The sequence below is a fragment of the Amphritea balenae genome, from assembly GCF_003858655.1.
Taxonomy (GTDB): domain Bacteria; phylum Pseudomonadota; class Gammaproteobacteria; order Pseudomonadales; family Balneatricaceae; genus Amphritea; species Amphritea balenae.
In genome coordinates this window covers 105135-130314 of record NZ_RQXV01000011.1, presented here as the reverse complement: position 1 = coordinate 130314, position 25180 = coordinate 105135, and the positions used below count along the sequence as shown (strand labels likewise).

At 47.2% G+C, this 25180-nt stretch carries 25 protein-coding genes; 8 read left to right on the top strand and 17 right to left on the bottom strand.

Annotated features, from left to right (window positions below; translation table 11 throughout):
- Window positions 1–262: 262 nt before the first annotated feature.
- Window positions 263–1258, top strand: coding sequence for a hypothetical protein (locus tag EHS89_RS17480; RefSeq protein WP_124927460.1), 996 nt, complete (start codon window positions 263–265; stop codon window positions 1256–1258).
- Between the two features lie 195 nt (window positions 1259–1453).
- Here EHS89_RS17480 and EHS89_RS17475 read toward each other — a convergent pair whose 3' ends face one another.
- From EHS89_RS17475 to EHS89_RS17460, 4 genes are all read right to left on the bottom strand, one after another.
- Complete coding sequence (locus tag EHS89_RS17475; RefSeq protein ID WP_229753681.1) at window positions 1454–2212, bottom strand: sulfite exporter TauE/SafE family protein; 759 nt, start codon at window positions 2210–2212, stop codon at window positions 1454–1456.
- Between the two features lie 249 nt (window positions 2213–2461).
- Complete coding sequence (locus EHS89_RS17470; RefSeq protein ID WP_124927459.1) at window positions 2462–3211, bottom strand: DUF3726 domain-containing protein; 750 nt, start codon at window positions 3209–3211, stop codon at window positions 2462–2464.
- Window positions 3211–4944, bottom strand: a complete 1734-nt coding sequence (locus EHS89_RS17465; protein WP_124927458.1) for a hypothetical protein — start codon at window positions 4942–4944, stop codon at window positions 3211–3213. Before EHS89_RS17465 ends, EHS89_RS17470 begins: the two co-directional genes overlap by 1 nt.
- Before the next feature lie 378 nt (window positions 4945–5322).
- Entirely contained in the window at window positions 5323–6222 is a 900-nt protein-coding gene (locus EHS89_RS17460; RefSeq protein WP_124927457.1) for a LysR family transcriptional regulator, read from the bottom strand.
- 131 nt (window positions 6223–6353) lie between these two features.
- Here EHS89_RS17460 and EHS89_RS17455 point away from each other — a divergent pair, with 131 nt between their 5' ends.
- The 4 genes from EHS89_RS17455 to EHS89_RS17440 all read left to right on the top strand — a co-directional run bounded on the left by EHS89_RS17455 (window position 6354) and on the right by EHS89_RS17440 (window position 11250).
- Complete coding sequence (locus EHS89_RS17455) at window positions 6354–7799, top strand: aldehyde dehydrogenase family protein (RefSeq protein WP_124927456.1); 1446 nt, start codon at window positions 6354–6356, stop codon at window positions 7797–7799.
- 40 nt (window positions 7800–7839) lie between these two features.
- Window positions 7840–8838 (top strand): dipeptidase, encoded by a 999-nt coding sequence (locus tag EHS89_RS17450; protein ID WP_188885268.1) that lies wholly within the window; start codon window positions 7840–7842, stop codon window positions 8836–8838.
- Between the two features lie 99 nt (window positions 8839–8937).
- Window positions 8938–10518 carry a BCCT family transporter gene (locus tag EHS89_RS17445; protein ID WP_211340364.1) on the top strand — a complete coding sequence of 527 codons (1581 nt, stop codon included), beginning with the start codon at window positions 8938–8940 and terminating at the stop codon, window positions 10516–10518.
- 348 nt (window positions 10519–10866) lie between these two features.
- A complete protein-coding gene (locus EHS89_RS17440; RefSeq protein ID WP_124927455.1) occupies window positions 10867–11250 on the top strand; it encodes a RidA family protein in 384 nt (127 codons plus the stop codon).
- Between the two features lie 292 nt (window positions 11251–11542).
- Here the strand turns inward: EHS89_RS17440 and EHS89_RS17435 are convergent, their stop codons facing one another.
- From EHS89_RS17435 to EHS89_RS17410, 6 genes are all read right to left on the bottom strand, one after another.
- Window positions 11543–11806 carry a Txe/YoeB family addiction module toxin gene (locus tag EHS89_RS17435; RefSeq protein ID WP_124927454.1) on the bottom strand — a complete coding sequence of 88 codons (264 nt, stop codon included), beginning with the start codon at window positions 11804–11806 and terminating at the stop codon, window positions 11543–11545.
- On the bottom strand, window positions 11799–12053 hold the full coding sequence (locus tag EHS89_RS17430; protein ID WP_124927453.1) for a type II toxin-antitoxin system Phd/YefM family antitoxin: 255 nt from the start codon (window positions 12051–12053) through the stop codon (window positions 11799–11801). Before EHS89_RS17430 ends, EHS89_RS17435 begins: the two co-directional genes overlap by 8 nt.
- Before the next feature lie 378 nt (window positions 12054–12431).
- On the bottom strand, window positions 12432–12845 hold the full coding sequence (locus tag EHS89_RS17425; RefSeq protein ID WP_124927452.1) for a group II truncated hemoglobin: 414 nt from the start codon (window positions 12843–12845) through the stop codon (window positions 12432–12434).
- A 135-nt stretch (window positions 12846–12980) separates the two neighbouring features.
- Entirely contained in the window at window positions 12981–15137 is a 2157-nt protein-coding gene (locus tag EHS89_RS17420) for a TonB-dependent receptor plug domain-containing protein (RefSeq protein WP_124927451.1), read from the bottom strand.
- A 129-nt stretch (window positions 15138–15266) separates the two neighbouring features.
- A complete protein-coding gene (locus tag EHS89_RS17415) occupies window positions 15267–15851 on the bottom strand; it encodes a VF530 family protein (protein ID WP_124927450.1) in 585 nt (194 codons plus the stop codon).
- Window positions 15852–15979: 128 nt separating this feature from the next.
- On the bottom strand, window positions 15980–16702 hold the full coding sequence (locus EHS89_RS17410; protein ID WP_124927449.1) for an NAD(P)-dependent oxidoreductase: 723 nt from the start codon (window positions 16700–16702) through the stop codon (window positions 15980–15982).
- Between the two features lie 194 nt (window positions 16703–16896).
- Here EHS89_RS17410 and folX point away from each other — a divergent pair, with 194 nt between their 5' ends.
- The gene (gene folX / locus EHS89_RS17405; protein WP_124927448.1) at window positions 16897–17274 is read left to right on the top strand and encodes a dihydroneopterin triphosphate 2'-epimerase; all 378 of its coding nucleotides are present in this window, start codon (window positions 16897–16899) and stop codon (window positions 17272–17274) included.
- A gap of 321 nt (window positions 17275–17595) precedes the next feature.
- Here the strand turns inward: folX and EHS89_RS17400 are convergent, their stop codons facing one another.
- The 7 genes from EHS89_RS17400 to EHS89_RS17370 all read right to left on the bottom strand — a co-directional run bounded on the left by EHS89_RS17400 (window position 17596) and on the right by EHS89_RS17370 (window position 23173).
- A complete protein-coding gene (locus EHS89_RS17400; RefSeq protein ID WP_124927447.1) occupies window positions 17596–18393 on the bottom strand; it encodes an NRDE family protein in 798 nt (265 codons plus the stop codon).
- Window positions 18394–18413: 20 nt separating this feature from the next.
- Window positions 18414–18974: a DinB family protein gene (locus tag EHS89_RS17395; protein ID WP_124927446.1), complete on the bottom strand. Its 561-nt coding sequence runs from the start codon at window positions 18972–18974 to the stop codon at window positions 18414–18416.
- Window position 18975: 1 nt separating this feature from the next.
- Window positions 18976–20304 carry a hypothetical protein gene (locus tag EHS89_RS17390; protein ID WP_124927445.1) on the bottom strand — a complete coding sequence of 443 codons (1329 nt, stop codon included), beginning with the start codon at window positions 20302–20304 and terminating at the stop codon, window positions 18976–18978.
- A complete protein-coding gene (locus EHS89_RS17385) occupies window positions 20304–21212 on the bottom strand; it encodes a cyanophycin synthetase (RefSeq protein ID WP_124927444.1) in 909 nt (302 codons plus the stop codon). Before EHS89_RS17385 ends, EHS89_RS17390 begins: the two co-directional genes overlap by 1 nt.
- Before the next feature lie 24 nt (window positions 21213–21236).
- On the bottom strand, window positions 21237–22085 hold the full coding sequence (locus EHS89_RS17380) for a D-alanine--D-alanine ligase family protein (RefSeq protein ID WP_124927443.1): 849 nt from the start codon (window positions 22083–22085) through the stop codon (window positions 21237–21239).
- A gap of 71 nt (window positions 22086–22156) precedes the next feature.
- Window positions 22157–22666 (bottom strand): hypothetical protein, encoded by a 510-nt coding sequence (locus tag EHS89_RS17375; RefSeq protein ID WP_124927442.1) that lies wholly within the window; start codon window positions 22664–22666, stop codon window positions 22157–22159.
- A 42-nt stretch (window positions 22667–22708) separates the two neighbouring features.
- Window positions 22709–23173 carry a YHS domain-containing (seleno)protein gene (locus tag EHS89_RS17370; protein WP_124927441.1) on the bottom strand — a complete coding sequence of 155 codons (465 nt, stop codon included), beginning with the start codon at window positions 23171–23173 and terminating at the stop codon, window positions 22709–22711.
- A gap of 374 nt (window positions 23174–23547) precedes the next feature.
- Between EHS89_RS17370 and EHS89_RS17365 the strand changes: the two genes are divergently transcribed.
- Both EHS89_RS17365 and trpD read left to right on the top strand, forming a co-directional pair.
- Window positions 23548–24129: an anthranilate synthase component II gene (locus tag EHS89_RS17365; RefSeq protein WP_124927440.1), complete on the top strand. Its 582-nt coding sequence runs from the start codon at window positions 23548–23550 to the stop codon at window positions 24127–24129.
- A 23-nt stretch (window positions 24130–24152) separates the two neighbouring features.
- Complete coding sequence (gene trpD / locus EHS89_RS17360) at window positions 24153–25178, top strand: anthranilate phosphoribosyltransferase (protein WP_124927439.1); 1026 nt, start codon at window positions 24153–24155, stop codon at window positions 25176–25178.
- Window positions 25179–25180 lie beyond the last annotated feature (2 nt).

Here is a 25180-nt window from a genome sequence, read left to right as displayed (position 1 = left end):
TGAATTGATAATGCAATTGGCTCTGATAGTGAAGAGAGGAGAGTCAAGTTGGCAGGGCTGGTGCGCTGAATTGCATAGAGGATATTTCGAAGGCTTGAGGGAAACATACTTAAACCTCTTTCTAGAGTACTTGTCTGGGCAGAATAGTGAGCTATCCAACTGGTAGGTATGGATTGGCAATTAAATTGAGATTTAAATGATTTATTCAAATCCCGTAGCGCTTTATAGTTATGTGATTCGAATTATGTCAAAGGAAGGACTGATGTCTGTCAAAGAGCAAACAATCGAAGAGTTAGAAGCAGAAATTGAAAAAATTGATACAGCAGGTCATTCAACCTGGTGGTGGGGTGGGCTTGTTGGGATTGTCAGTATTATTTTGGCTGCACTGGCATTCTTTTTTTTAAAAGAGTACATCGATGTTGTTGGTAATGTAATACCGTATATTGCTTCGGTTGATGGAAGTGAAACTAGCGCTGCAACCTCTGAAAATCTACGTAGCCAGTTTGGGAGTCTCGGTGATGCGGTGGGTGGAATATTTAATCCTTTTCTTACCTTCATTAGCATTATTTTTCTTATAGTTACGTTGATGCAAAACCAACGAGCGATGAGGCAATCAGCTGCAGCATTGAAGCATGCAGAAGTTCAGTTGAAAATTAGTATTCAAGAGCAACGGAATGTTAAAGATGAGCTTGAAGAGTCTAGGAAGGTCCAAGATGAGATAGGGAAAACTCAAGAATTACAGAGAGTTGAAAATACTTACTTCAAACTTGTAAGTTATATTGAGCAGTTTCAAGCAAAGTTGTTCGATGTACAGGTGAATGAAAGGCGTGCCCCTATTTCTGTCATTCAAGAGGTTTGTAACGCTCGGTTAAGAGGTTTTGATCCAGATGCAGAAGACTCAATAAACGGTTCTCTTGAAAGAGTGATTAGCCGTTTAGAAAGGGTGAGTGAAGTTCGAAAGCTAGTTCGTATGTTAGAGCTAACGTATATGAATTTGGGTACAAATTACGATAAAGACATATACTATCGGCACCTTTTTTCATCGATAGCAATACCCACTTTAGAGCTGGTTTTTTGGATGCTGTGTGCAGAGCAATACGAAGATATGCGTAATGAGCTGGATAGGAGAGGATGTTTTGACGAGTTAATGATACTTTATGTGATAGACGAACGTTTTCAGGAAGGTACTCCGCAGAGATTGAAATTGAATACTGCTTTAGGGTTATACCCCAAGGCCAGAGAAACTTTTTTCTCATAAAGTAACGTTAATAACATTACGGCTTATGCAGTTTTTTTATTGTCTGAAATTCGAGAAGAAAAAATAAAAATATGCCAGATATTGCAGTAATCGTCTGAAAAATTAAGACACTAAAAAATAAAGGGAACGGTTTCATAATAAAAAGTTTTACTTTATCTAGCAAGTGGCGTAACCGCGCACCGACATTCTGTCCGATTAAGTTCCCAACCACCCCGAAAGTCCTTTCCCGATAACGAGCAACGCCGAAACTGCTGAAACTAGAAGCAAGACCGGTTTAGCGCTCTTAGGACTTATATTGCCGTCGAATTTATTAGCTAACCAGAAGCCGATAATAACCCCCGGTAGCATCTTCAGGCTAAGCATTGCGATCTCAGTATCGATATTCCCCTGGAGATAAAGGGCGAGAATTGAAAACGGGGTACCTATCAGGAAGAAGGCGGCCAGTTCGTTGCGGATGGTGATGCGGTTTTGTTCCTGATATACCAGCGCCATTGGTGGGCCACCGACCGAGGTGGCGGTGCCTATTAAGCCAGAGAAAAAACCGGCGATAATCAGACTGGTTTTTGTCGTCTGTACTTTGAATACTTTCCAGGTCAGCAGTACTGCCAGTAGCAGGGTCACACCAAACAGCAGGCTGAGGCTCCAGGCGGGGATAGAGACCAGTAACAGAGCACCCAACCATGCACCGGGTAAGCGGGCAAAAATGGCTGGGGCTATTCTGCGCCAACTGAATTCGCCCTGATTATTCATCAGCATCAACCGCGATACGACTAAAACTGACAAGCTGGTTCCCAGAATAAGAATTGGGCCCGGGACATAAGAGGGGTTGATAAGAAAGAGTAGTGGTGCCGCCACCAGACCGAAGCCAATACCAAACCATGTCTGCAGTACGATACCGCAGATGACAATGAGTAGGGCTATTAATTCGGGAAAGGTATAAAGCATCGTATCCATATAAAAACGAGAGGTTAGAGCAGAGCCTTAAACTCCTGCATGATAGCCAGATGGAAAACCAGGATTTTCTTGCTGGGAACGCGAGCAGCATAACCTGCTGTTAGTAATGAAGCGAGCAGAAATTCAGTTAAAAAAAGACCCTGTTTCCGATTGGTGCTAACCAGAAACAGGGTCGTTTGTATCAAGTGCTATCGTTACACCTCTATGATATCGATAGCACCCAATTTTGTAGGACGCTGGCGCTAACGATTAGCGGCCACCGGCTCCCTGACGGGAACGGTCGCTATTTTCGACCAGTACACCTTCGCCGATCTTATTGATCCGGGCCCAGAGTTCTTCATCGATATCGATACCGTTATCAACGCTGTGTTCCTTGTTCAACTCAACTTGCTTAGCACTGATATAACTCGCATTGCGGTTGCCTTTAGAGCGCTGCAGTGACGAAGTCAGATCAACCCGGGAGCTACAGATAATAGTCAGCGCCTGCTTGTCTTCTTCATTCGAAGACAGCGTGGTGGTGGCCTCACTGTAACTCGGGTAACGTTCGCCCGCTTTGATCGCGGCAGTATGCTCGGTTACCGTCTGGCTACCATTTTGCCAGTAAGCAGCAACACTGATGCCTCGGCGGCCGCAATCGGTTAGCGCTTTAAGGATAAACATCCGGTTATGGCAGTTATGTACAGTGACGGTAGCAATACCATTTTCCAGTGCCTTGGCATGGGCCAGATCGACGGAGGCGGCGATGCAGTTGAGTGCACTACGGCCGTTGCTATCGATAATGGCTGAGGTGCTGTCTTCATAAACTACTGTGCTTAGTGGTTTTGCACTGTCTTCACCAATGAAGGGCAGTGCCCGCTGTAACTCAGCCAGCCCGTTAAGACCATGTTTCTCCAACCACAGAATCATATTCGCGGCATCTTCATAGTTACCCACAAAGTAACCGGTCGCTTCAAAGCAACGACGCAGAGCGGCTTTCAGCTCAATCATAGATACATGCATCAGTATTCTCCTTCCTGAGCTGGTGTCTGATTTGGCGCAAGAGGCATAAACCAGTCATCGTTGAATGTTTTACCGATATCTTCCAGCAGTGGTGCACCCTGGAACATAGTGTTACGTACCCAAAGCTTGGAGCGGGGATCAAACTTACCTACACCGAAGAATGCCAGTTTGGCACGCAACAGATGCATTGGCAGGATTTCTCGGTCCAATAGGTTTGCCTGAATATCGCCATAGATGCAGCGATTCATGCTCTGAATACGGCGTACAATACCCCGTAGTTTAGGCTGCGCCACCATAAAGCGGGCTGTGCTGTGTTCAGGGTGTTCAGCCATGTACTCAGATAGCTGGTCGTAGCATCGGCGCACCGCGTAAGCGACACCCAGAGCCATCTCTTTCTCTTTCCCATCTTCGTCACGGGCATCGCCCAGACGAGGTTCCATCTTCTCTTCAGAACGGTACCAGAAAGTATCTTTTGCACCTTCCGCACCGAAATCAAAAGTCAGAGCCCATTGATAACGATCTTCAATCACCTGCTTTAGTTGCTGCAGTGGCATTACCGGATCAAGGTCCAAAAACTCTTCGGCAGAGTGGTAATCTTCCAGATCATCAACCAGCTCAGGATAGAGTTCCAGCATCACGGATACCAGCATCTCCTGACCCTGAAGTGAGCAGTTGTCTTCACTCCATTGCAGCAGATCTTCCCAGCTATCGAAGCCGTTTTGGGTATGCTCGCGAATCGCATCCAGATCTTTCAGGACCTGCTGGTTGTTGCCAGTCTGCCACTCGTCTTCGGTGACGGTCTGTGCGGTATGCGCGGCGCAACGCTCCAGTAGTTCAGGGAACTGCTGTTGAATACGGTTATTGATGTTGCCCAGAACACGGACCCGGGCCAGTGCCAGTTCACGCATCTCAACCCACTGATTGATCAGTAAGGGATGGTTGATCAGATAAGGTGCCATACCCAGACCGGTAGAGTTACCGATACCGAAGAAGCGCTTAATCTCAGGCTGCATCGGATTGTATGTTTCTGGTGCTTTATGTTGTGCAATATGCTCAGCTTGTAACAGGCTGAAGTTTCGTAGCATCAGGCAGACAAACATTTCGGCTGCGAAAGGGCGGGCGAAATCAGCGTGACGGCTGGCCACTTTTTCCCAGTCAGCCATGCCCAGCTTACCGCTGCCGTATACGGCGGTGGTGCGGTACAGGTAACCTACTTTTGCGATCTGAGCCACATCAGGCTGTTTGCCATTGGCAAGCTGATCGACTACATAGTCAAAGTTACGGGCGCTACGGTTGGCACGAGACAGAACGAATACCCGTGCATCAACCCGGCCGGCTTCCTGTTTAGGTACATTCTGACGCAGTTTTTCCAGATAGATATCATCAACTTCACCATCTACCAGGGCCATCGTCAGGTCCCATTTGGTGGCGATAACCCGGTCGTTACGCTCATCCGGGGAAAGGTAATCGGAAAACAGCACAAAATTGTACAGCTTATTCGGTGTTTTGATCTCATAGATGACGGTGCCGTAGCCCTGATCATCCAGCTCAAAGCGAGCAGGTTCGATCTGCCAGCGCTCACGCATAATCCGGCGTACCAGTGTACGCATAAAGCTAAGTCGGCTCTGGTGAATTGCGCCCAGTCGTTCCAGGTCCATTACCTGATTGATTGGTCGCAGCGGCAGTGCATTGTCGCCGCGAAGGGCAGCTTTTATAGCAGCTGGCGTGGTCATTATTGTTATCCTCATTTTTAACAGCACATCTTCGGGTGTACAGCACAGATGCGTCCGAAACCTCATGTTTAATTTGCTCTGCGGGCTTCGTTTGTAATGGTTATATGCAGAGCCATACGAGGAAGGAATAAGTTATTTGATACGCTTATTAGCTAAGTATGGCTCAGATCTGGATGTGGATCAGAATCAGGACCTGTTAGCTCGCCTTACCTTCCTGTATGGCACTTATCATGGGGCAGAAAGCGGATAGCACACAAATCAAAAGGTTATATCGCTTAATAAGTGAAACTTATCAAGCAGGGTCAAACCATTATTTTTTCTATAGCTGTGGAGGTGCTGCACCGGGGCAGCCCTCGCGTTTTTATTTATTTCAGGGGGTTATTCTGCTGAATTATTGCGAGCCAGAATGAAGTCCACTAGTGCTTGTGCCGGAGGGGTGAGAGACTTATTTGTTAGCTTAACAATACCTATTCGACGTACAACTGTGGGTGTGCTTAGCGGGATAAAACACAAGGTCTCACTATCTTTAGGCACGGCGTAACGGGGCAGTGTAGTCACTCCGAAGCCGGCTTCCAGCATCGCAATCAGCGAGATCATATTAGAGATATAAAACTGGGAGTGACCCAGCAGCGGGCTGGCTTCGCTGTCTTCAAGTAGGCGAGAAGTACCGTTGCTTATTAAGCGGTGCTTACGTAGTTCTTTCCAGTGCAACTCTTTATGCGCAGCCAGCGGGTGGTCTTTGGGACAGACCACGCCGATCTGATCTTCCCAGATTGGTATAAAGCTCTTATCACTGTGTTCCTGTTCATGGAACAGATGAGCAATGCCAAAATCCACCTGCTGGTTTTCAACCATCCGATAAACCGCGTCGGAGTTATCATCAAAGAAGCTGATATGTAGTTCCGGGGTATCGTTAACAAACTCCAGTAACAACTCGGGTAATACCTGGCTGGCAATAGAAGGCACCGATGCTAATCGTAGGTGACCGGTCTTATGCTCAGCCAACAAAGTCATATCTTTCGAGATACGGTCGTGGTGTTCGATCAGCTCTTTAGCTTTAGGCAGGAAGTGTTGCCCAAAAGGGGTCAGCTCGGTTTTGGCTGTTTTAGCATTGCGTTTTTCGAACAGTGCTTCGCCTAACTTATTTTCCAGATCCCGGATTGAGAGAGAGATAGCCGGCTGAGTACGATGGGCTTTTTCAGCCGCAGCATGAAAACCTTTAAGTTCGGCAACCCAGACAAAGTGGCGTAGTTGAGCGATTTTAAATTCCGGCAGCATAACGTCCCCAGCAGTAGTTCCGGGCGATTCTGTTTCTAAATAAGAAAACCTTATCGCGAGATATTTTTTATTAATTATTTTTATTAAAGCACAGGGCTTACTATTGATCCATCTACATTCAGGAGGTTTATATGTCTGATTCAGTTTTTCGTAATTACATTGCAGGTGAGTGGGTCGAAGGTAACAAAGGCAACGTGGCAAATATCAGCCCTGCCGATACCAGCGATGTGATCGGTCAGTATGCTCAGGCTGACAAGGCTCAGACTGAAGCGGCTATCGCTGCAGCTACAGCGGGCCAGCTAGAATGGCAGAAGAGTGGTCTGGAACAGCGTTATTCAGTATTGATGGCGATTGGTGATGAGCTGATTGCCCGTAAAGATGAGTTGGGTGAACTGCTGGCCCGTGAAGAAGGTAAGACGCTGGCCGAAGGCGCTGGTGAAACTTATCGTTCAGGTCAGTTCTTCCATTACTACGCAGCAGAAGTTCTGCGTCAGATGGGTGAAACCGCTGAATCTGTACGTCCGGGTATTGAAATTGAAACCCGTCGCGAGCCGGTTGGTGTGGTAGGTATCATCACGCCTTGGAACTTCCCGACGGCGACAGGTGCCTGGAAAATTGCACCGGCACTGGCATTCGGTAATGCTGTTGTATGGAAGCCTGCTAACCAGGTGCCTGCATCTGCATGGGCGCTTACTGAAATTATCTCTCGTCAGGGTCTGCCTGCTGGTACCTTTAACCTGGTAATGGGTCCGGGTGCAGAAGTGGGTGATGTGCTTATTAACTCCCGTGGTATCAATGCACTGACCTTTACCGGTTCTCTGGAAACGGGTCGTAAGGTTGCTGCAGCGACTGCTGTAAACCTGGTTAAGTGTCAGCTGGAGATGGGTAGCAAGAACGCCCTGGTTGTACTGGATGACGCTGATCTGGCGAACGCGGTTGAGTGTGCTGTAGGCGGTGCTTACGGCGGTACCGGTCAGAAGTGTACTGCTTCTTCCCGTCTGATCGTTACTGAAGGTATTCACGATCGCTTTGTTGAAGCGATGGTTGAACGCATGAAGAAGCTGGTCGTCGGCCACCCGCTGAAAGCTGGCGTAAATATCGGTGCTGTTGCTGATGCCCGTCAGATGGAACAGAACCTGGAATACCTGGAGCTTGCTAAGAAAGAGGGCGGCAACCTGGTATGTGGTGGTGAAGTACTGACTGAAGAGACCGAAGGCTACTACATGCAGCCTGCACTGTTCACTGAAACCACTAATGCTATGACCATCAACCGGGAAGAAGCGTTCGCGCCGATCGCCTGTGTTATCAAGGTTAAGGATTACGATGAAGCGCTGGCGACTCTGAACGATACTAACTTCGGTCTGACCGGTGGTATCTGTACTCAGTCTCTGAAATATGCGACTGACTTCAAGCGTAACGCTAAGACCGGTTGTGTGATGGTTAACCTGCCAACGGCAGGTACTGATTACCACGTACCGTTCGGTGGTCGTAAGGATTCCAGCTTTGGCCCACGTGAACAGGGAACTTACGCCAAAGAGTTTTACACCGTTGTGAAGACAACCTACATCAGCGCCTAACGTTTGAACTTGTTACGAACTTAGGCCTGGAGGTATTGCCATGCATAACGAACTACACAACGACATGATCGTGATCGACGGGCTCCAGTACTCTAACTGGAACCGTAAGATCTTCGAACAGCTGCGCGAAGGCGGGGTAACGATGGTGCATGCCACCATCGTTTACCACGAACAGATTCGTGAAACCCTGATGCGCATCTCCGAGTGGAACCGTCACTTTGAGATGAACAGTGATCTGATCATGCCGGTCAGAAGTGCAGCAGATATTCGTCTGGCGAAGCAGCTGGGCAAAGTAGGCATCATGTTCGGGGCGCAGAACTGCTCTCCGATCGAAGATGATATCGGTATGGTCGAGGTGATGCGCGAGCTGAACCTGATGATCATGCAGCTAACCTACAACAACCAGAGCCTGCTAGCTTGTGGTTGCTACGAAGCTGAAGATAGCGGTGTTACCCGTTTTGGTCGCCAGGCGATCAAAGAGATGAACCGGGTCGGCATGATTATCGATATGAGCCACAGTGGTGAGCGCAGCACACTGGATGCGATAGATATTTCTGAGCGTCCAATTGTGATCTCCCATGCGAATCCACTGAGCTTCCACGAAGCTAAGCGCAATAAGTCCGACAAGGTACTGAAGGCGTTGGGCGAGTCCGGTGGTCTGTTGGGCTTCAGTCTGTACCCGTTCCATCTTAAGAACGGTCCGGATTGCACCCTGGAAGATTTCTGCGACATGGTTGCCAGTACCGCTGATCTGATGGGTATTGATCAGATTGGTATCGGTACTGATCTGTGTCAGGAACAGCCGCTGTCGATTCTGGAGTGGATGCGTAATGGGCGCTGGTCGAAATCCATGGATTACGGTGAAGGTTCGAAGGCGAATGCCGACTGGCCACGTCCACTGTCCTGGTTCCGCGATAGCCGTGACTTCCCTAACTTGACCAATGGTCTGCTGGCACGGGGCTTCAGCAATGAAGACGTGGCAAAGATCATGGGCCTGAACTGGTTGAATTTCCTTGAACAAGGTTTGAAGCCGCAATAATCAAATTTTAAACCGCTATGGAGTGGACTGATGAGAGTCCGGTTCACTCTATAACTACGCCTGAAAACAATAAATATAAAGATCCGTCAGGAGACTAAAATGAGTAACACAACGCAAGCTGCTGTTGCCGGACAACAGACAGCAAATCCCGAGGCTTCTATGGCCGATAAAAAATTCTTAGCGGGTGTCGACCTGCCGGTATTTCTGATCAGTGGTGGTGTACTGGTCTTGTTTGCAGTATTTGCCCTGTATGACATCGAAATGATGTCAGGTTGGGTTAACACTGCATTCGCAACTTCAACCAAGTATTTCGGTGCTTACTGGCAAGTTCTGTTACTACTGACCTTTGTCATTGGTTTGTTCCTGACCATCGGTCGTACCGGGTCTGTGGTGCTGGGTGGTGTAAAGGCGCCAGAAATGCCAACCTTCCAATGGATCTCAGTGATCATGTGTACCTTGCTTGCCGGTGGTGGTGTGTTCTGGGCCGCGGCTGAGCCGATGGCGCACTTCACTTCAGCTCCGCCGCTGTTTGCGGGTACGGAAGCGGGTTCTGTTGATGCGGCTTACAACGCGCTGGCACAGAGCTTCATGCACTGGGGCTTTCTGGCCTGGGCTATCCTGGGTAGTCTGACCGGTATTGTATTCATGTACCTGCACTATGAAAAAGGTCTGCCGCTGAAACCCCGTACTTTGCTGTACCCGGTATTTGGTGACAAGGTGATGACCGGTCCTCTGGGTGCGATCGTTGATGCAAGCTGTGTACTGGCGGTTGTTGCCGGTACTGTGGGGCCGATCGGTTTTCTGGGCCTGCAGGTAAGCTTCGGTCTGGAAAAACTGTTTGGCATTCCTAATACCTATATGACTCAGGTGATGATTCTGGTCGGCCTGATCGGTATCTACACCATCTCTGCGGTAAGCGGTGTCACTAAAGGTATTCAGATTCTTAGCCGTGCTAACGTTATTCTTGCGGTTGTCCTGATGGCCTTCATCCTGATCTTTGGCCCTACGGCATTCATCATTGATGGTTACCTGCACTCTTTCGGTATCTATCTTGATCAGTTCATCCCTATGGCAACTTTCCGTGCCAGCCCAGCCTGGTTGGACTGGTGGACAGTATTCTTCTGGGGTTGGTTCCTGGGTTACGGTCCGCTGATGGCGATGTTTGTTGCGCGTATTTCTAAGGGTCGTACTATCCGTGAAATGGTACTGCTGATCTCGATTGTAGCGCCGGTTATCACCTGCTTCTGGTTCACTATCGTAGGTGGTAGCGGTCTGGCATACGAACTGGCGACTCCAGGGGTTATCTCTGAGCCGTTCACAGGATTCAATCTGCCTGCGGCACTGTTAGCGATTACTGAGCAACTGCCGATGGGCTTCTTTATCTCGGTACTGTTCCTGATCCTGACCACTATCTTTGTAGCTACTACCGGTGACTCCATGACTTATGCGGTCTCTATGGTAATGACTGGTACTGACCATCCACAGGCGTCTGTACGTGTGTTCTGGGGCATCATGATGGGTGTAGTTGCTGCATTGCTGATCTCTATCGGTTCCGGTGGTATCTCAGCTCTGCAATCCTTCATCGTAGTGACTGCTGTACCGGTATCCCTGGTATTGCTGCCATCCCTTTGGACGGCACCGCAGATCGCTCGCAAGATGGCTGACGAGCAGGGTCTGTAAATAAGTCTGGAAAAAGCAGTGGCTGTTGCTGCTGCTTTTTTGTTTAGAGAAATGATTACCACAGAGTGCATAGAGAAGAGAAAACTGCTGAACAATCAGAATGATGTTTATAAAGTTTCAATTAAGCTTTTGAGCTTCTCCTCCGTGTTCTTAGTGTCCTCTGTGGTGACAATTTCTTTAGGTTTTACTGCGTAGCCAGTGATGTGGCAGGCAGGATTTTGATAAGAGCTTATTACCACAGAGAGCACAGAGGTCACAGAGAAGGGGTTATCAAGTGTTTTCCTCCATGTACTCAGTGTTCCTAGTGGTGAATATGTTTTAAATATATTTTTTAAAAAGTGAATTACTATGAAACAAGCTGTAAAGACTGAACTGTTCGCTTCTAAGGCTCCACTGGAATGGGCTGTTATTGCTAACGGCCAGCTGTCCACTGCACAGATTCCAATCAATGCTGAAGGTCAGGTTGTTGAGGGTGGTATCGAAGCTCAGGCACGTCAGACCATGGAAAACTTCAAACACACTATTGAAGCGGCTGAACTGACCATGGCCGATGTAACGCAGGTACTGATCTACGTAACTGACCGTTCCCAGCTGCCAGTATTTAACAAAGTATACGCAGACTACTTTGAAGCACCTTACCCTAATCGTGCCGCGATGATCGTTGCCGGTCTGGCCCGTGAAGAGATGCTTTGTGAAGTTGTTGCTTACGCGGCGGTTCCTGCGGGTCGCTAACGCGACAGTAGCTAGAACGTCGCTCCGGTACCTACTAGTTAGTAGAGCTATGCTAGTGGTTAGACGGAAAGCGAGCTTTCCTTGCTAGAAAAAAGCGTTCTGGCTTCAAAGTTTTATCCCAGATAGTCCAAGCCATTAGGCTATTGGCGCATTGGTTAACCGATGCGCCTTTTTTGTGGGAAACGTTTCAAGAGGTGGCGAAGCTATGCTACTCAGGAGAGTAGCAAGGGGAGGCAGTTGCTAGCCTGCGGCTAATGGCTTTGCTGACTTAATCTGTTAGCTGCCCGTAAGATTAATAGTGATAGCGACATGAAATTATTGTTATAGCCTGTTCATCCACGACATAGACAAGACGATTTGTATCGTCAATTCTTCTTGACCAGAAGCCCGTCAAGTTCTCTTTCAAGGGCTCTGGCTTTCCAATACCTTCAAAAGGAGAGCGCTTAACATCGTTTATCAGTTTGTTGATACGTTTGATCGTTTTCTTGTCTTGTGTTTGCCAGTATAGATAGTCGGCCCAAGCATCATCAGTCCATGATAGTAATCGCTTAGTCATCCGTTAGTTCTCTTTGAGTTACTTCTCCTGCTTTATATTGAGCAATAGAACGATTCAAGTGCTCAGCGTTTGCTGGAGAGCGGAGTAGATGTACCGTTTCCATAAGGCTGTTGTAATACTCTAATGACATCACGACAGCATCCTCCGAATCTCTTCGGGTGATCACGGTAGTGTCCGCATCGTTTACGACACTATCAAGAACAGCTTTTAAACTATTTCGAGCTTCTGTAAAAGACACAATTCTCATAAGAATCTCCATATGTACAACTAGTGGGACAAGTATAGGGAGAAAAATTATACTTGTACAGTAAGTTGAACATGATGGGTTTGGTTTGATTGTCGCTAACGTGACCGTGGCTATAACGTTGAGCAAGCTTGACTGCTAGATGCGGCTGCGCGCTTGCCAGACGGAAAACTGTATTTTCTTTGTTAGAAAACGCGTCCTGACTTCAGTGTTTTATCCCAGATAGTCCTTTGCCTTTTGGCTCTCAGGCGCATTGGTTAACCAATGCTCCTTTTTTTATGGCTAGCCAGATACGAACATATGGTTTGCAGATGTGACACTCTGATCATAGCTGTAGAAGGTATCTGTTGTCTGGGGGGAGGTATCGGACATTTACGACTGTCAGCGATTACAAACCATGCGGATTCTTTCAGCAGGGACTCTTAACTGTTTGATCAGGTATTCTTTGAAAGCTTCATCGTAGGGTTGCAGCTCGACCGCTTTTTGCATGCAAAGGATCCAGGCATCGCTTTCGCTGTGACTGATATCCAGGTGACTGTGGGAGGCGGGGATGCTGATCGGGCCGAAGGTTTCCCGGTAGAGTCTTGGGCCACCTAGCCAGCCGGACAGGAAGTAGATCAGTTTCTTTCTTGATTCGCTCAGGTCGTCGGGGTGCATATCCCGGATACGTTTTGATTCCGGGATATCGTCCATGATGTCGTAGAAGTCATTCACCAGGCGGGTGAGGCCTTCCAGCTCCCCGGCGGCTTTGTAGGAGTTGTCGTCTACGCCATATTCTGTCTTTTCAGTGCCCATAAATGCTTCCGGGAATGTTGGGGTGTTTTTTCTACCAATTTGCCCAAGGGGCTGCTTCGATCATTAGGCTACTCTTTGCTGTGCTAGCGTGGTGTCTATCGCTGTTATTGAGGTAGCGGCTTTAATAGCGACTATTCAGAATCTATAGACAACTGAAGCACCGATCTCACGTCCAAGGCCCTCAGAGTTACCCCCATGCGCTGAAGAGGGCAAAAGTGAGCGGTTATCAAAAATATTTTTGATATAACCCTGAAACTCAAAGCCTTGAGCATAGCAATTGCTGCAAAGTAGATTCAGGTCTACATAGTGCTCAGGGCCATAGACTTTGAAGTCGGGCTCATTTGTGATCTTACCCCAGTTACCGGTCCAACCTCTGTAATGCAGGTTCATGCGATGTTTTGATGAAAAAGACCAGTCGAGACCAAGGTTCCAGATATGCTCAGGCACGCCGGTCATCTGACTATCTTCATTGAAATAGCTGGTATTTATGGCCAGATCAAATTCAGACCCGGGTAGTGAAGATATATTGCCAGTCCGGGACTTGGCTTTGTTAACGGCCCAGGCGTAATTACCATATACCTGCATGCTATGATTCAGTTGGTAGCGTCCGTCCAGTTCAATACCTATTGCCTCAAGATCACCCAGGTTGGTTTCCCGAATCCAGATCGGGGTACCGTCGCTCAGTGTCTCACCCGTATTGAAACTTATAACGCGGGCGATGTAGCCTTCGATATCCTGTTTAAACAGGGTAATACTCGCCTCAGTATTATCGTTTCTGTAGCTGGCCTGTAGATCATGGGAATATGACAGTTGCGGATTTTCCGGACCTAATTCAGCAACGGTCCCCGATGCATAGGAGGGATCGGTGACTATTAATGGATTATCCAGTGATCCGCGACTACGGGTCAGGGTAGCAGGTACGATTCCGCTGTTATAGAGATATTTAAAAGTCCAGTGATCATTGAACTGCCAGATGGCAGCGCCACGGTATAGCAGATCGCTACCGGCCTGTCGGAAGTCGTTATCTTCATAGCGAGCCCCCAGCGTAAAGAGCCAGTCTTCGATACCGGCGTATTGGTTTTCTACGAAGACACCGACAGCGTTTTCTGTCCCGGTCAGTGTTTCAAACCGCTCATTGCCTGGAGTCACAAAATACTGGCCATCAAACACTCTGCGACGCCATTGTATACCGCCTTTTACCCGGTGATCGGTAATTCCGCTATAGCTTAAAATAGTATTCAGGCCAGTTTCGGTATAAGTGCTGTCCCAGCCGTTATCCAGAGTATTATTCGCGTCATAGTTTCGCCATGACACTTCACTCCAGTTGCGGTAGATATCTGTTTCCAGTGAAAGGTCATCAGTTATCAGGGGAGAGTAACTAAGCTCCATAAAATCAAAATTGAAGTCTTTGCCGTCATTATCTCGGGGAATATCGATACCATCGATCTGTTGGTTGCGATAAAAACCTGCCTCCCGTGCGGAGCGTAGTGCCAGCCTGAAGTCCCGCCAGCTACTTTTCATATGGACTTCATAACTGGGACGCTGAGCTTCATGCTTATAACGTCTGCGAGGGTGTGGTTCCAGATCGGAACTGCCTCTTTTCATTAAAGGTAAAAACTCCGCTTCGTTTTCAGTCTGAGTCAGGGATAGCATCAGATCGCCTTCATCACCCAGCCGCATACCAAACAAACTGTTGATGATATGTCTCGGACGGCTGAATTCGTAATCCAGAGTGACCTGAGAAAATAGCTCTCCTGGTTGAGCCAGATCTTTTCCGTTATAGGTAATAAGGTGGATGATACCGTTTGCGGCATCCCCACCCCAAAGGGTAGAGCCGGGGCCGCGAATCACTTCGATACGTTTTACCTGGTGTAGAAATGGCAGCATATGATTAATGCCGATCCCTTCATCTGCGACGCTATTGATGGCATGGCCATCAATTAGTAACAGGTAATTATTACTGGGATTCTGGGTATAACCACGGTTGGCGATAAGAGGTAATGATTCGTCGGGGGAGTTAAAGAAGCCTGGGACCTGGTCCAGTACTTCTTTCAGGTTGTGGTAGCCTCGGCGACGAATATCTTCATCAGTAATAACGGTTACAACAGAAGGGGCCTCGTGTATCGGAGTCCATTCACGGCTGGCGGTGTAAACCTGAACTGAAGCCAGGGCCATCAGGTCCATGCTGAGCAAATTTCTTTCGCCGGGGTTGTCTATCCATTTAGCCTGAATTGTAAATGGCATAAGAAAGGCACTAAAAAGCAGTGCCTTACTGAAAATAGTTTTTTTCATTGCTTTTTCGGCCTTGTTCAGTAGTCCGTTATTACTCTATGAAAAACGTAGCTTTATTATTCAGGCTAAAATATATCATTAAATGGTTGGTTTTTTTATCATTACTAACTGTGCGGTTTTAACATTGATTTATTGATGTTTCTTCTTCCAGCTTGACCATGGATCAGAGCCGGAAGTATCTGAACTGCTGCGGGAGTCACTCTGAGAGCTATCCCGGGAGCCAGAAGGTTTGCGGTTAGCCTGCCAGCGGTCTTCTTTATCCCGGGCGTTTTCCGCTTTACTCGAATAACCACCGCGCTTAGCGCCATAGCTTTTACCAGAGCCTTTTCTGCCGCTATTGTTGAATTCAGAGGCTTTCTTTGCTTTCTTTTCCCGCTCGCGTTCGGCGTCTTCAAGGCTCAGCTCGGCCGGTTCGCAGGGTACCTGACCTTTGGGAATGATCCGCTCACGGGGTGGTAGTGCAAACTGCTCGGAAGAGACCCGTGGCAGGCTTTTAAATTTATACAGGTAGAACTGCTCAACTTTTTCCCGCGCCCAGTCAGTTTTCTTGAGAAATTTAATACTGGATTCAATACTGGGATTGGTTTTAAAGCAGTTAATATTCAGGTAGGCGTAGAGAATCTCAAAGCCGTAGTGATCGACGATCTCAGTCAGTAGCTGTTTCAGGCCCAGACCATGCAGAGGGTTGTTGGTGTAGTTGATCTCGTCAGTCATAATTCTGTCCGGCATAAGCTTTTATAAAGGCGTGTTATGGGCGTCATCATACTCTTCAAGTTACAGACAAAATATAGCAGCTGATTAATTAACTGACACAACCAGGGTATTCTGCTTCTGTTCTGATTTCAGTCGGCGTTATAGATGACCGGCATCTGCCCTTTCCAGTTTTGCCATAGAGCATCACTGGTAATCAGCTCGGCCATAAAGTGAGCGACATTGATGCGGCTGGTTTTACCCGAGTCAAAGATAGGATCACGAACAGGAGAGGGATGCAGATCGTAGTCGGTGACCTTTGTTGCATTCGTTAAACCGTCGGGGCGAATGGCTGCCCACTCAATATAGGGGTGAGAGTGACCGATTTCCCGACGTAGCACATCGGCAGCTTGTTCGTTATCAACATGGGGTGGCAGAAGCAGGCGTAGTAAACCGATAACCGCGTTATGACGAAACGATGTCTGTTCCGGAAGATTCCGGTTTTTATTACCGGTGGTATTCATCAGTAAATACTTAACGGTTTGCTCTGGTGAGTTGTCTGTGATGATACCGCATATCCGCCGAACCGTACCCGTTACTAACCGGCGGGGCTGCCCATAGATACCTTTGAAATTTAATGTATGCCCCAGACAGGATGCAACAGCAGTGCAGCCTGTGACCTGTTGGGCTAATTCGGAATCGCTCATTTCAGTAATGTTGGCCTGAGTGATGCTCAGGTTAGAATGCTGTTTGATATGTTCTGGTAAGTTAGAGTCTGAGCGGACAATAATTCGCACTGACTCTCCTTTATGGAGCAGCTGTTCTACCAGTAGACGACCGGTTGCGCCACTTGCGCCTACAATGAGCGTTGTCATACGATTACCTCAATACAGCAAATTTGAATGCATCTCATTTCAGTCATTATGCATGAATTCAGAGTCTGACATGCTTTTATTCAAGCTATGTTTTGGCTAAAGATTCAGGTTAAAGGTTCAGACTAGAAGTTCAGACGAGTTGTTCTGATAAACTACAAAAAATGTCAGAGTCACAAAACAACAAAGGATTGCCAATGCCGAGTGTCAGCAACGCCATTATCCGTATCACTAACTTACGTTTGCGTACCTATATCGGGTTTAACCCGGAAGAGCGTGAGAAGTTGCAGGATGTGGTGATCAATATCGAGATCCATTACCCGGCTGAAAAAGCGGCGCTTACCGATGATGTAGCTAAGGCTCTGAATTATAAAATAGTGTGCAAAGAGATTATTCAGCATGTTGAAGAGGGGCATTTTCTGCTGTTAGAAAAGCTGGTCGGTGATGTGCTGGATATTGCGTCCGGCCATCCCTGGGTGACCTTTGCCAGTGTCACTATTGATAAGCCTCATGCTTTGCGTTTTGCCGACTCAGTATCGCTGACCCTGGAGAAACACTGCTGTCAGGATCACTGATTTGCGAATTTTAGGTTCATCGTCAGATAGCCTGGAACCTTTATCTAAATTCTTCCTGTATATTTTTTGCAAACAGAAAAATCTAAAAACATTGTCACCACAGAGGGCACAGAGCACACAGAGGAAAAGCTCAAAAGCTTTTTAAAACTTTATAAACATCACTCTAATTGTTCAGCAGTTATCTCTTCTCAGTGTCCTCTGTGCTCTCTGTGGTGAATTGCTCTTAAAAAGTGGTTAAGAGTAGGTATGCAAAATCACGAAAAAAAGCATAAAGGTTTGTCCGGTTATAAGCTTTTATCTATGTCTAAGCATGTTCTCAGGTTACTGCGCACGTATCAGGTAGTTCTGATTTGCCGCCACTAATAGCGATTTCATTCCTGATGGCTGGAGTTCGCAAGGTGAGCCATCAATATAGTTGAAACAGACCTTCTCCTGAGTTACTTCTATGTGGCTCAGACTAACGGTTTCGGCATCGTCTCGGTGCATACAAACTGATTGCTCTCCCTGAATGCTTAGGCCGTTTTTTTCGCGTAGATATTTATTAGTTGGCGGGTTGTTCTGGTCTAACCAGGGACTGGTTTGATGGCTTTGATGATACGCCAGTAACTGATCGGCATCAGGAGACTCACCCAGCGTTAAGTAGTTAGCCTGTCGTGCGCTATATACCCGATCAAATTCCACTGATGAGGATGTTATCGGGCTGTGAATACTCAGTATTGTTAAGGTATTACCATCCCACTGAAAACCTTGTGGCTGATTTTCTAACGTAAAAGTCAGTAAGGTGAAGGGTGCGTACTGATGCAGATTAAGAGCGCTTAGTCGAATAGATATTTCTTGCTCTGTTGTCAGGCTAGACAGAGCTTTTAGTAACTGTCCGCGACTCTTTAAAATCCCCCCCGGTAAGCGGCCCTGATAAAAGTTAAGCAAGCACAGGCTTAACCCATGATTATTCACTGAGATCCAGCTCCCTCCGCCATCGGGGTCGATCGGCATTAATACTGCTACGTTTTGGTTCTGGAACTGTTGAGGCGGAAGCGCTTTGCTACGACTGCGTTGCTCATCACGATTAAAAAACAACTGATAACCTTCAGTATTCACTAGCCAGCTTACTGTGCACATACGGGCTGAACCTTTTTTATTTATGCCGGCTGTGCGGGCTGTTCAACTTGCGAAGGCTTTTTAGCTTCTGGCAATAAAGAACGTTGATAAGTTGCGGTGGCCGGAGCGACGCCATACTGGGCATCGACCTGACAGCCTGATACTTTTGCGATAGTGGCCATTAACGCCAGATGGTGTACCGCATGGGTGGAAGCAAATGCCAGTTCACGGCCAAAAGATGACTTGAACTGAGCGCTGTATTGTTCTGCAATATCGACTTCAGTGTGAATGGTTACGCAGCGTTTCAGGTCGTTTTCGTTCAGGTTCTCCATCCATTTCCGGACACTCTTTAATGCAATAATACCTTCCTGCTGAACGGTTTCTAACGGGATGCCGCGCTGACGAATATCGTAGTTAATAACCGGAGCATCGCTGTTTTGAATCAAGGCCTGAAACATATCCAGAATATGCCGCAGATGCTGACCAATGCTACTGTCAAACAGCGGTTTGTGGTTTGTCTGATAAGTGACTGCATCGATGCTGACAATAAAGTCATGCAGCTGATCCAGGATGTTTACACTGCTGCTGATCACTTTATTCATATTAATTTTCCGTCTTACTAAGCTGTAAATTCTGGGTTGATGCGGACGCAGGAGTGATAATTTTTGCCTCAGTATTGGTTTTGTTCTCCGCGCCTTTAGGCACGCTATAAACCAGATAGATCAGCGCGATAGGGGTCAGGATCAGATAGGTAGAAGACAGTGCGGACTGAGCATCTTCAAAGTAAAGGGCCAGCAATGCGATCAGGCTGTAAAAAATAACGATACCGGTTTGTGACAGATAACTTTTAGCTAGCAGGTAATTAAGTGGACGCTGCTGACGGGCATTATCGAAAAAGCGTTTGTTAAAGCTCAACCGGAAGAAAGTCGTCAGGAAGGCGATAAGCAGAATGGCCGGGTAGACCCAGTAATCAGGCAGGCTGGTGTCCAGCGTACTCCGCAGTAACCAGGAAGCCGCGTAGAAGATAACGGCTACGATGTAGACTTTATTGCGATTCATCACATCGATTCGATTCTTTAGCAGAAAGAATATAACCGACAGGAATACGGTTAACAGCACCACAATAAGACCTAACTGTTTAACGTTTTCCTGGGTGATGTAATACAGGGAGATGATCCAGAAATAGCTCTCCAGAAACAGGAATACACCGTCGAGATAAAAAACCACCGCCGAATTGTGTTTGTCTTTAAAATGAAAAATAGATTGGCTTTGATTATTTGTATCGGCAACCTCTGACGAGTTTTCCATCGCTAAACAGCGGTTGATACCTACAAATGTGGCACTATTGTCTGCACGTAAAAACCACAGCATAGCGCTGCCAGAAATCAGCGTGCTGAGTAACCATAACTGGAATTCGTAACCGCCTTCAAGCAGGAAGGCGCTGATAAGAATACCCAGCTTCAGCAGTATCACAACGACTATCTGAAAGTTACCGAAATGCCGGCCAGTGTGATGATTTGCAGACGGCTGCTCACTCTTGTCAGTATCTGAATGCTGCGTCGATTCTGCGGTCATCGTGCTGAACATAACCCGCTGAGTGGTCCAGTAAAAGCAGTTGTAAACGCCGTTCAGCAGGGCGGCGATGATCAGTAACGTATTGTTATCAGTGATAAACAGTAGCGCGGCTACCAGCATAATCTCAGTGATAAATGAGACCGCAGTGATCAGTCGCCAGTTAGCCTGATGATAAATTCGTTCCCATAGCTTGAGTGAGAAAATAAAACTCAGGCCAGTGAGGGCTATGAACAGGGCGATCACTTCGATAGAGTTGCCCTGTTTTAGTAACAGGACCGGAATAAAGAATGGCAACAGGCCGATCAGCAGGGAGTGTGCCCCGGCAAATTGGAAAAAGTTACGCGCAATGCTAGTCATCAGTAGGTATCTGCGTTGCTTATTTCGAGTTGATCAAGCTTTTGGAAATAGGGGGTCAGATCCTCTTTCTCACCAAAGCGAGGGTAATCGTGCATCTTCAGGTAGGGGCGGGAGTTAACCTCGAGAAAGATACATTTCTGATCTTTATAGGAATGTTCGATACCTTTCTCAAAAATTACATCGATCCCCAGAATGTTAGCGTCGAACATCTCCAGTACATCGAGAAACAGCTGTTTGTTGTCTTCGGGAATGGTGCTTTTTTCTACTGTCCTGACGGTGCCGCCCGGGGCCAGTGATATACGATAGAACAGCGTAATGACCTCACCTTTAGCTGGCACTGAGTCCATATTAAGGTTTTGTTTTTTCAGATAGTTAATGGTCTGTTCGTTTTTCTGAATCGGGTAGATAGTCGGGTGCAGTTTCATCGCTGCCCGTACGGCGTTCTCTTCATCGATTAGTGTGCCGATACTTTGTGTGCCATCGCCGGTTACTGTTGGCGGGTAGCGCTCAATGACAGACATCAGCTCACCCTTAATTGCCACGACTCGGTAATTACAGCCTTTCAGGTATTGCTCAACGACGGTTGTTGGCCACCATATCTTAGCCAGGAAGATCGCTTTCCAGAGTTCACGGAAGTTATTAATCGGGAAATAGCTGCCACGGGAATAACCACTGACGTTAGGCTTTATTACCAACGGGAAGCCATGCTGCTTAGCAAAACTGTGGGCTTTTAACGGGTTAAAAAAGATCAGACCTTTGGCATGGGGAACATTACCTTTATCAAACACGGCGCGGGCCTGTTCCTTTGAACGACAGCTCTTTCGGACTTCAAGGTTGTTATAGCTACTACAGCCATTCATATACTTCTGGCTGATCCAGCTGTAGATCGCTTTCTTAATTGCTTGCATCAGATATGTCCTTACTAGATAGCCTTAATCGGTTCGATTTGTACGTCGGATAAAAGCGAGCTTCTTAAAAAATATGACCGGTTCTTTCTTGATATTTGGCAGTGTTTTCGTGTTTTTTGCCAGAAGCCAGGTGCATCTCAGAGCGGTCTTGTACTTCTCTCGGGTACCTGTGTTTGAGGTCAGTAGCACCAAGGGCATTGGCAGAAACAGGTTGATCTCAATCACTTTAAAGTCACCGGCGATCAGCAGCTCTATCGAGTCGGCGCGAACTCCGACACGGGAGATTCTGAAGCGCCCGATCGCTTTAAGATATCCCCATAGTTGCTCAAGTTGCTCCAGGCTCAGTGAGCGGGTGATATCCAGATACTCGGTTTGCTGGTTATAGATACCGTTAATCGGGTAATCATCGTCGCTATGGTTTACTACCTGAGTTACCGACAGCATGGCGTAACGATCAGCTGACTGATCACAGGGAATGGCAAAAATTTCAAACTCTATTTTACCTTTTGCAGCTTCCTGTATCAGATACTGAACTGGCTGACTGTTATCCCGTTGGGCCCTGATCCGGGTTAACTGTTCTGGATTGTCGGCCCGTCGTATGCCTTGTGAGTTCTGGCCCCATTCAGGTTTAACAAAAACCGGGTAGGCATCAGCTGTAATCTCAGGTTTATCTTTAGTTTCTTTCGTAGCTTTATCTATCCACTGATTCAGGCGCCACTGCTCAGGAATCAGGTCATTTATATCCTGCTTGGAATAGAGCCCTTTTTCCTTATTGAAATAGTCAGCATTCAGTTGAAAGTAGCGCCATGGCTTAGCTCTCAACCGGATGCAGGAAGCAATATATGAAATTACTAATACTATTCGAATAATCATAAAAGTCAGTTAGCTCTCTGTGGCTTATGTTGACTAATAAAAGTGTAACCAATCAATAATGTAGCGGCAGCTTAGCTGGCCGACTTAAGCGAACGCCAGTGGGTAAAGTTAACCAGAGCCATTGTAAAGCCCAGAACCAGAATTGAAACTGCAGCATAGAACAGTGATCCGTTATCGCTCTGACCGTTATGTAGCACGACAATACCTAGAGGTGTTGCAAGATGGAAAAATACTGCCCCCAGCATGACTGCTGAAGCCATAATGCCACCGATGCTGTGAATTATTGCTCGCTCAGGCATCTTTCCAATCAGGTTGAGTTTTTTCAGGATAAAGAAAATTGCCGGTAGCAACAGGATGACAGACACAATCAGTTCGGCAGAACCTACCGCGTAAGCACCGTATTGGGTGAACCAGTTACCTAAACCTGTAGAAACTGTATTACTCATCCAGCCACCGATGGTAGAAAAAATATGCTGGGTATCAGGATGATTGGTGAATTTATAAGGCAGTGAGCCCAGGAATACTTTTGCAATCCAGAGAACGATGACCCAGCTGGCGATAGAGATGATTCGAGATTTCATGGCAGATCCTTAAATATTAAATGTTATTAGCAGAGCCTGGGTTTAACGGATAACCGCCGGCCAGTTGTTATCAGCCTGTTCGATCAGATTGGACTTGTCTTTCAGCCATTTAGCCTGAATGTTAGCGTTGTAATTCAGGTAGAGCTTGCCGTCTTCAACAGTCCACTGTTGCGGATCACCGGACGCTGTATCATTGCTGGCCACAGCCCAGGCGCAATAACCACCGTACTGAGGTGCGTACTTTTCAGGTTCCGCTTTAAAGGCCGCCAGGTTGTCAGCGTTTTTGAACTGCCACTGGGCGCCCTGATACTCTGTGACATACTTGCTGCTACCTTTAGTGGCTTTGTTGTCGGTGAAATAGGCAACAGTGTCATAGCCTGACACGGCTACGTTGCTAAAGAAGGATGTATAGATCGGGTCTTTCGCTTGAGCCTGGAATGAAAACATCACTAACAGGAGCGTGAACAGCGAGCTAAAAGTGTTTTTTCGGTTAACTAACGTTTTCATTTCTTACGGCCCCTGATCTTTTGTTAATGTTTTTGGCTTAATGACGCTATGTATTTGTCTTATTCATAAGCTGACCGGTTTATAGTCGCCGATGTGTTACTTACTTAATCTGTGTTCACTATATCCAGCTAACCTGAAATTAAGCTGAAACATTTGGTAAAAAGTTGCTTAATATCTGATGTTTAGCGTAGCAGACTCAAATTGTTACTATCTAACTTCAGCAACTTTCAGTGCGAGAATTGTTTCTGATAAACAATATTATTGCGTTAAGGCTTTTCACCTATATATGAACCTGTTCTCGCTTGGGGTAGTATTACCGGCTCTTTCTTTTAATGTTCCGTTTAATGTTCTGAATTCAACAGGCCAGGTCCGATATGCTGTTAATGATCGATAACTACGACTCTTTTACCTATAACGTCGTGCAATATCTGGGTGAGCTGGGCGCCGATGTCCAGGTGCACCGTAATGATGAGATTACTATTGAGCAGATTGAAGCCCTGAATCCGGATCAACTGGTGATCTCTCCCGGACCTTGTACCCCTAATGAAGCGGGAGTATCAGTGGCGGCAATTAATCATTTTGCCGGTAAATTACCTATCTTTGGTATCTGTCTTGGACATCAGAGTATGGGACAGGCGTTTGGCGGTGATGTAATTCGTGCCCGTCAGGTTATGCACGGTAAGGTATCGCCGGTGTATCACAATAACACCGGAGTATTCGAAGGGTTGGAGAACCCTGTGTCTGTAACCCGTTACCACTCTCTGGTCATTGATAAAGAGACGCTGCCAGACTGCCTGGAAATCACCTCCTGGACCCAGAATGAAGATGGTTCCATGGATGAGATCATGGGCGTACGCCATAAAGAGCTGGATATTGAAGGGGTTCAGTTCCACCCAGAATCGATTCTGACCCAGCAGGGTCATGATCTTCTGGCTAATTTTTTAAAGCGCAAATAATAAGAGAAGCAGGTAACAACGCGATGGATATTCAACAAGCGCTGACTAAGGTCGTCGATCGTCAGGACCTGACGGCAGAACAGATGAAAGCCGTAATGAATCAAATCATGACCGGCAATGCAACGGATGCTCAAATTGGCGGGCTATTAATAGCACTGCGTATGAAAGGCGAGTCCGTTGCTGAAATTACCGGCGCAGCCGATGGTATGCGTGCGCTTGCCATTCCGGTCACCGTGCAGGCTGAAAACGCTGTGGACATTGTGGGTACCGGCGGTGATGGTTCAAACCTGTTTAACGTATCCAGTGCTTCCTCTTTTGTGGTTGCAGCTGCCGGTGGTCATGTTGCTAAACATGGTAACCGTTCGGTGTCTTCCAGCTCAGGTGCCGCGGATCTACTGGAAGCGGCAGGTGTTAATCTGGCGATTACGCCGGAGCAGGTAGGTCGCTGTATTGATGAGGTCGGTGTCGGCTTTATGTTCGCACCGCAGCACCACAGTGCAATGAAGTATGCTATTGGCCCTCGTAAAGAGATGGGGCTGCGTACGCTGTTTAATATTCTGGGTCCGCTGACAAATCCGGCATCAGCTAAACATTATCTGTTAGGCGTATTTGATAAGTCGTTGTGTCGCCCTATGGCAGAAGCACTACAGGCACTGGGTGCTAAACATGCATTGGTCGTACATGCAGGCGATGGGCTGGATGAGATCAGTCTGGCGGCAAACTCTTTTGTCGCTGAGCTGAAGGATGGTGCGATCAGTGAGTATACGATCAACGCTGTCGATGCCGGACTGCAGGTTCAGTCTTTAGATGGCCTTCAGGTTAACAGCTCTGCTGAAAGCCGGGCGCTGATTGAAGCTGCATTTGCCGGTGAAAATATGAAGGCGGTTGATATGATCGCGCTGAATGCGGGTGCTGCAATCTATGCGGCAGATCTGGCTGAGAGTCTTGCTGCTGGTGTTGCTAAGGCGAAGCAGACTATCCTCAGCGGTGCAGCTGCAGCGAAAATGAAACAGCTGGCTGAATTTACGCAAGCGTTTAAGGGCGAATAAAG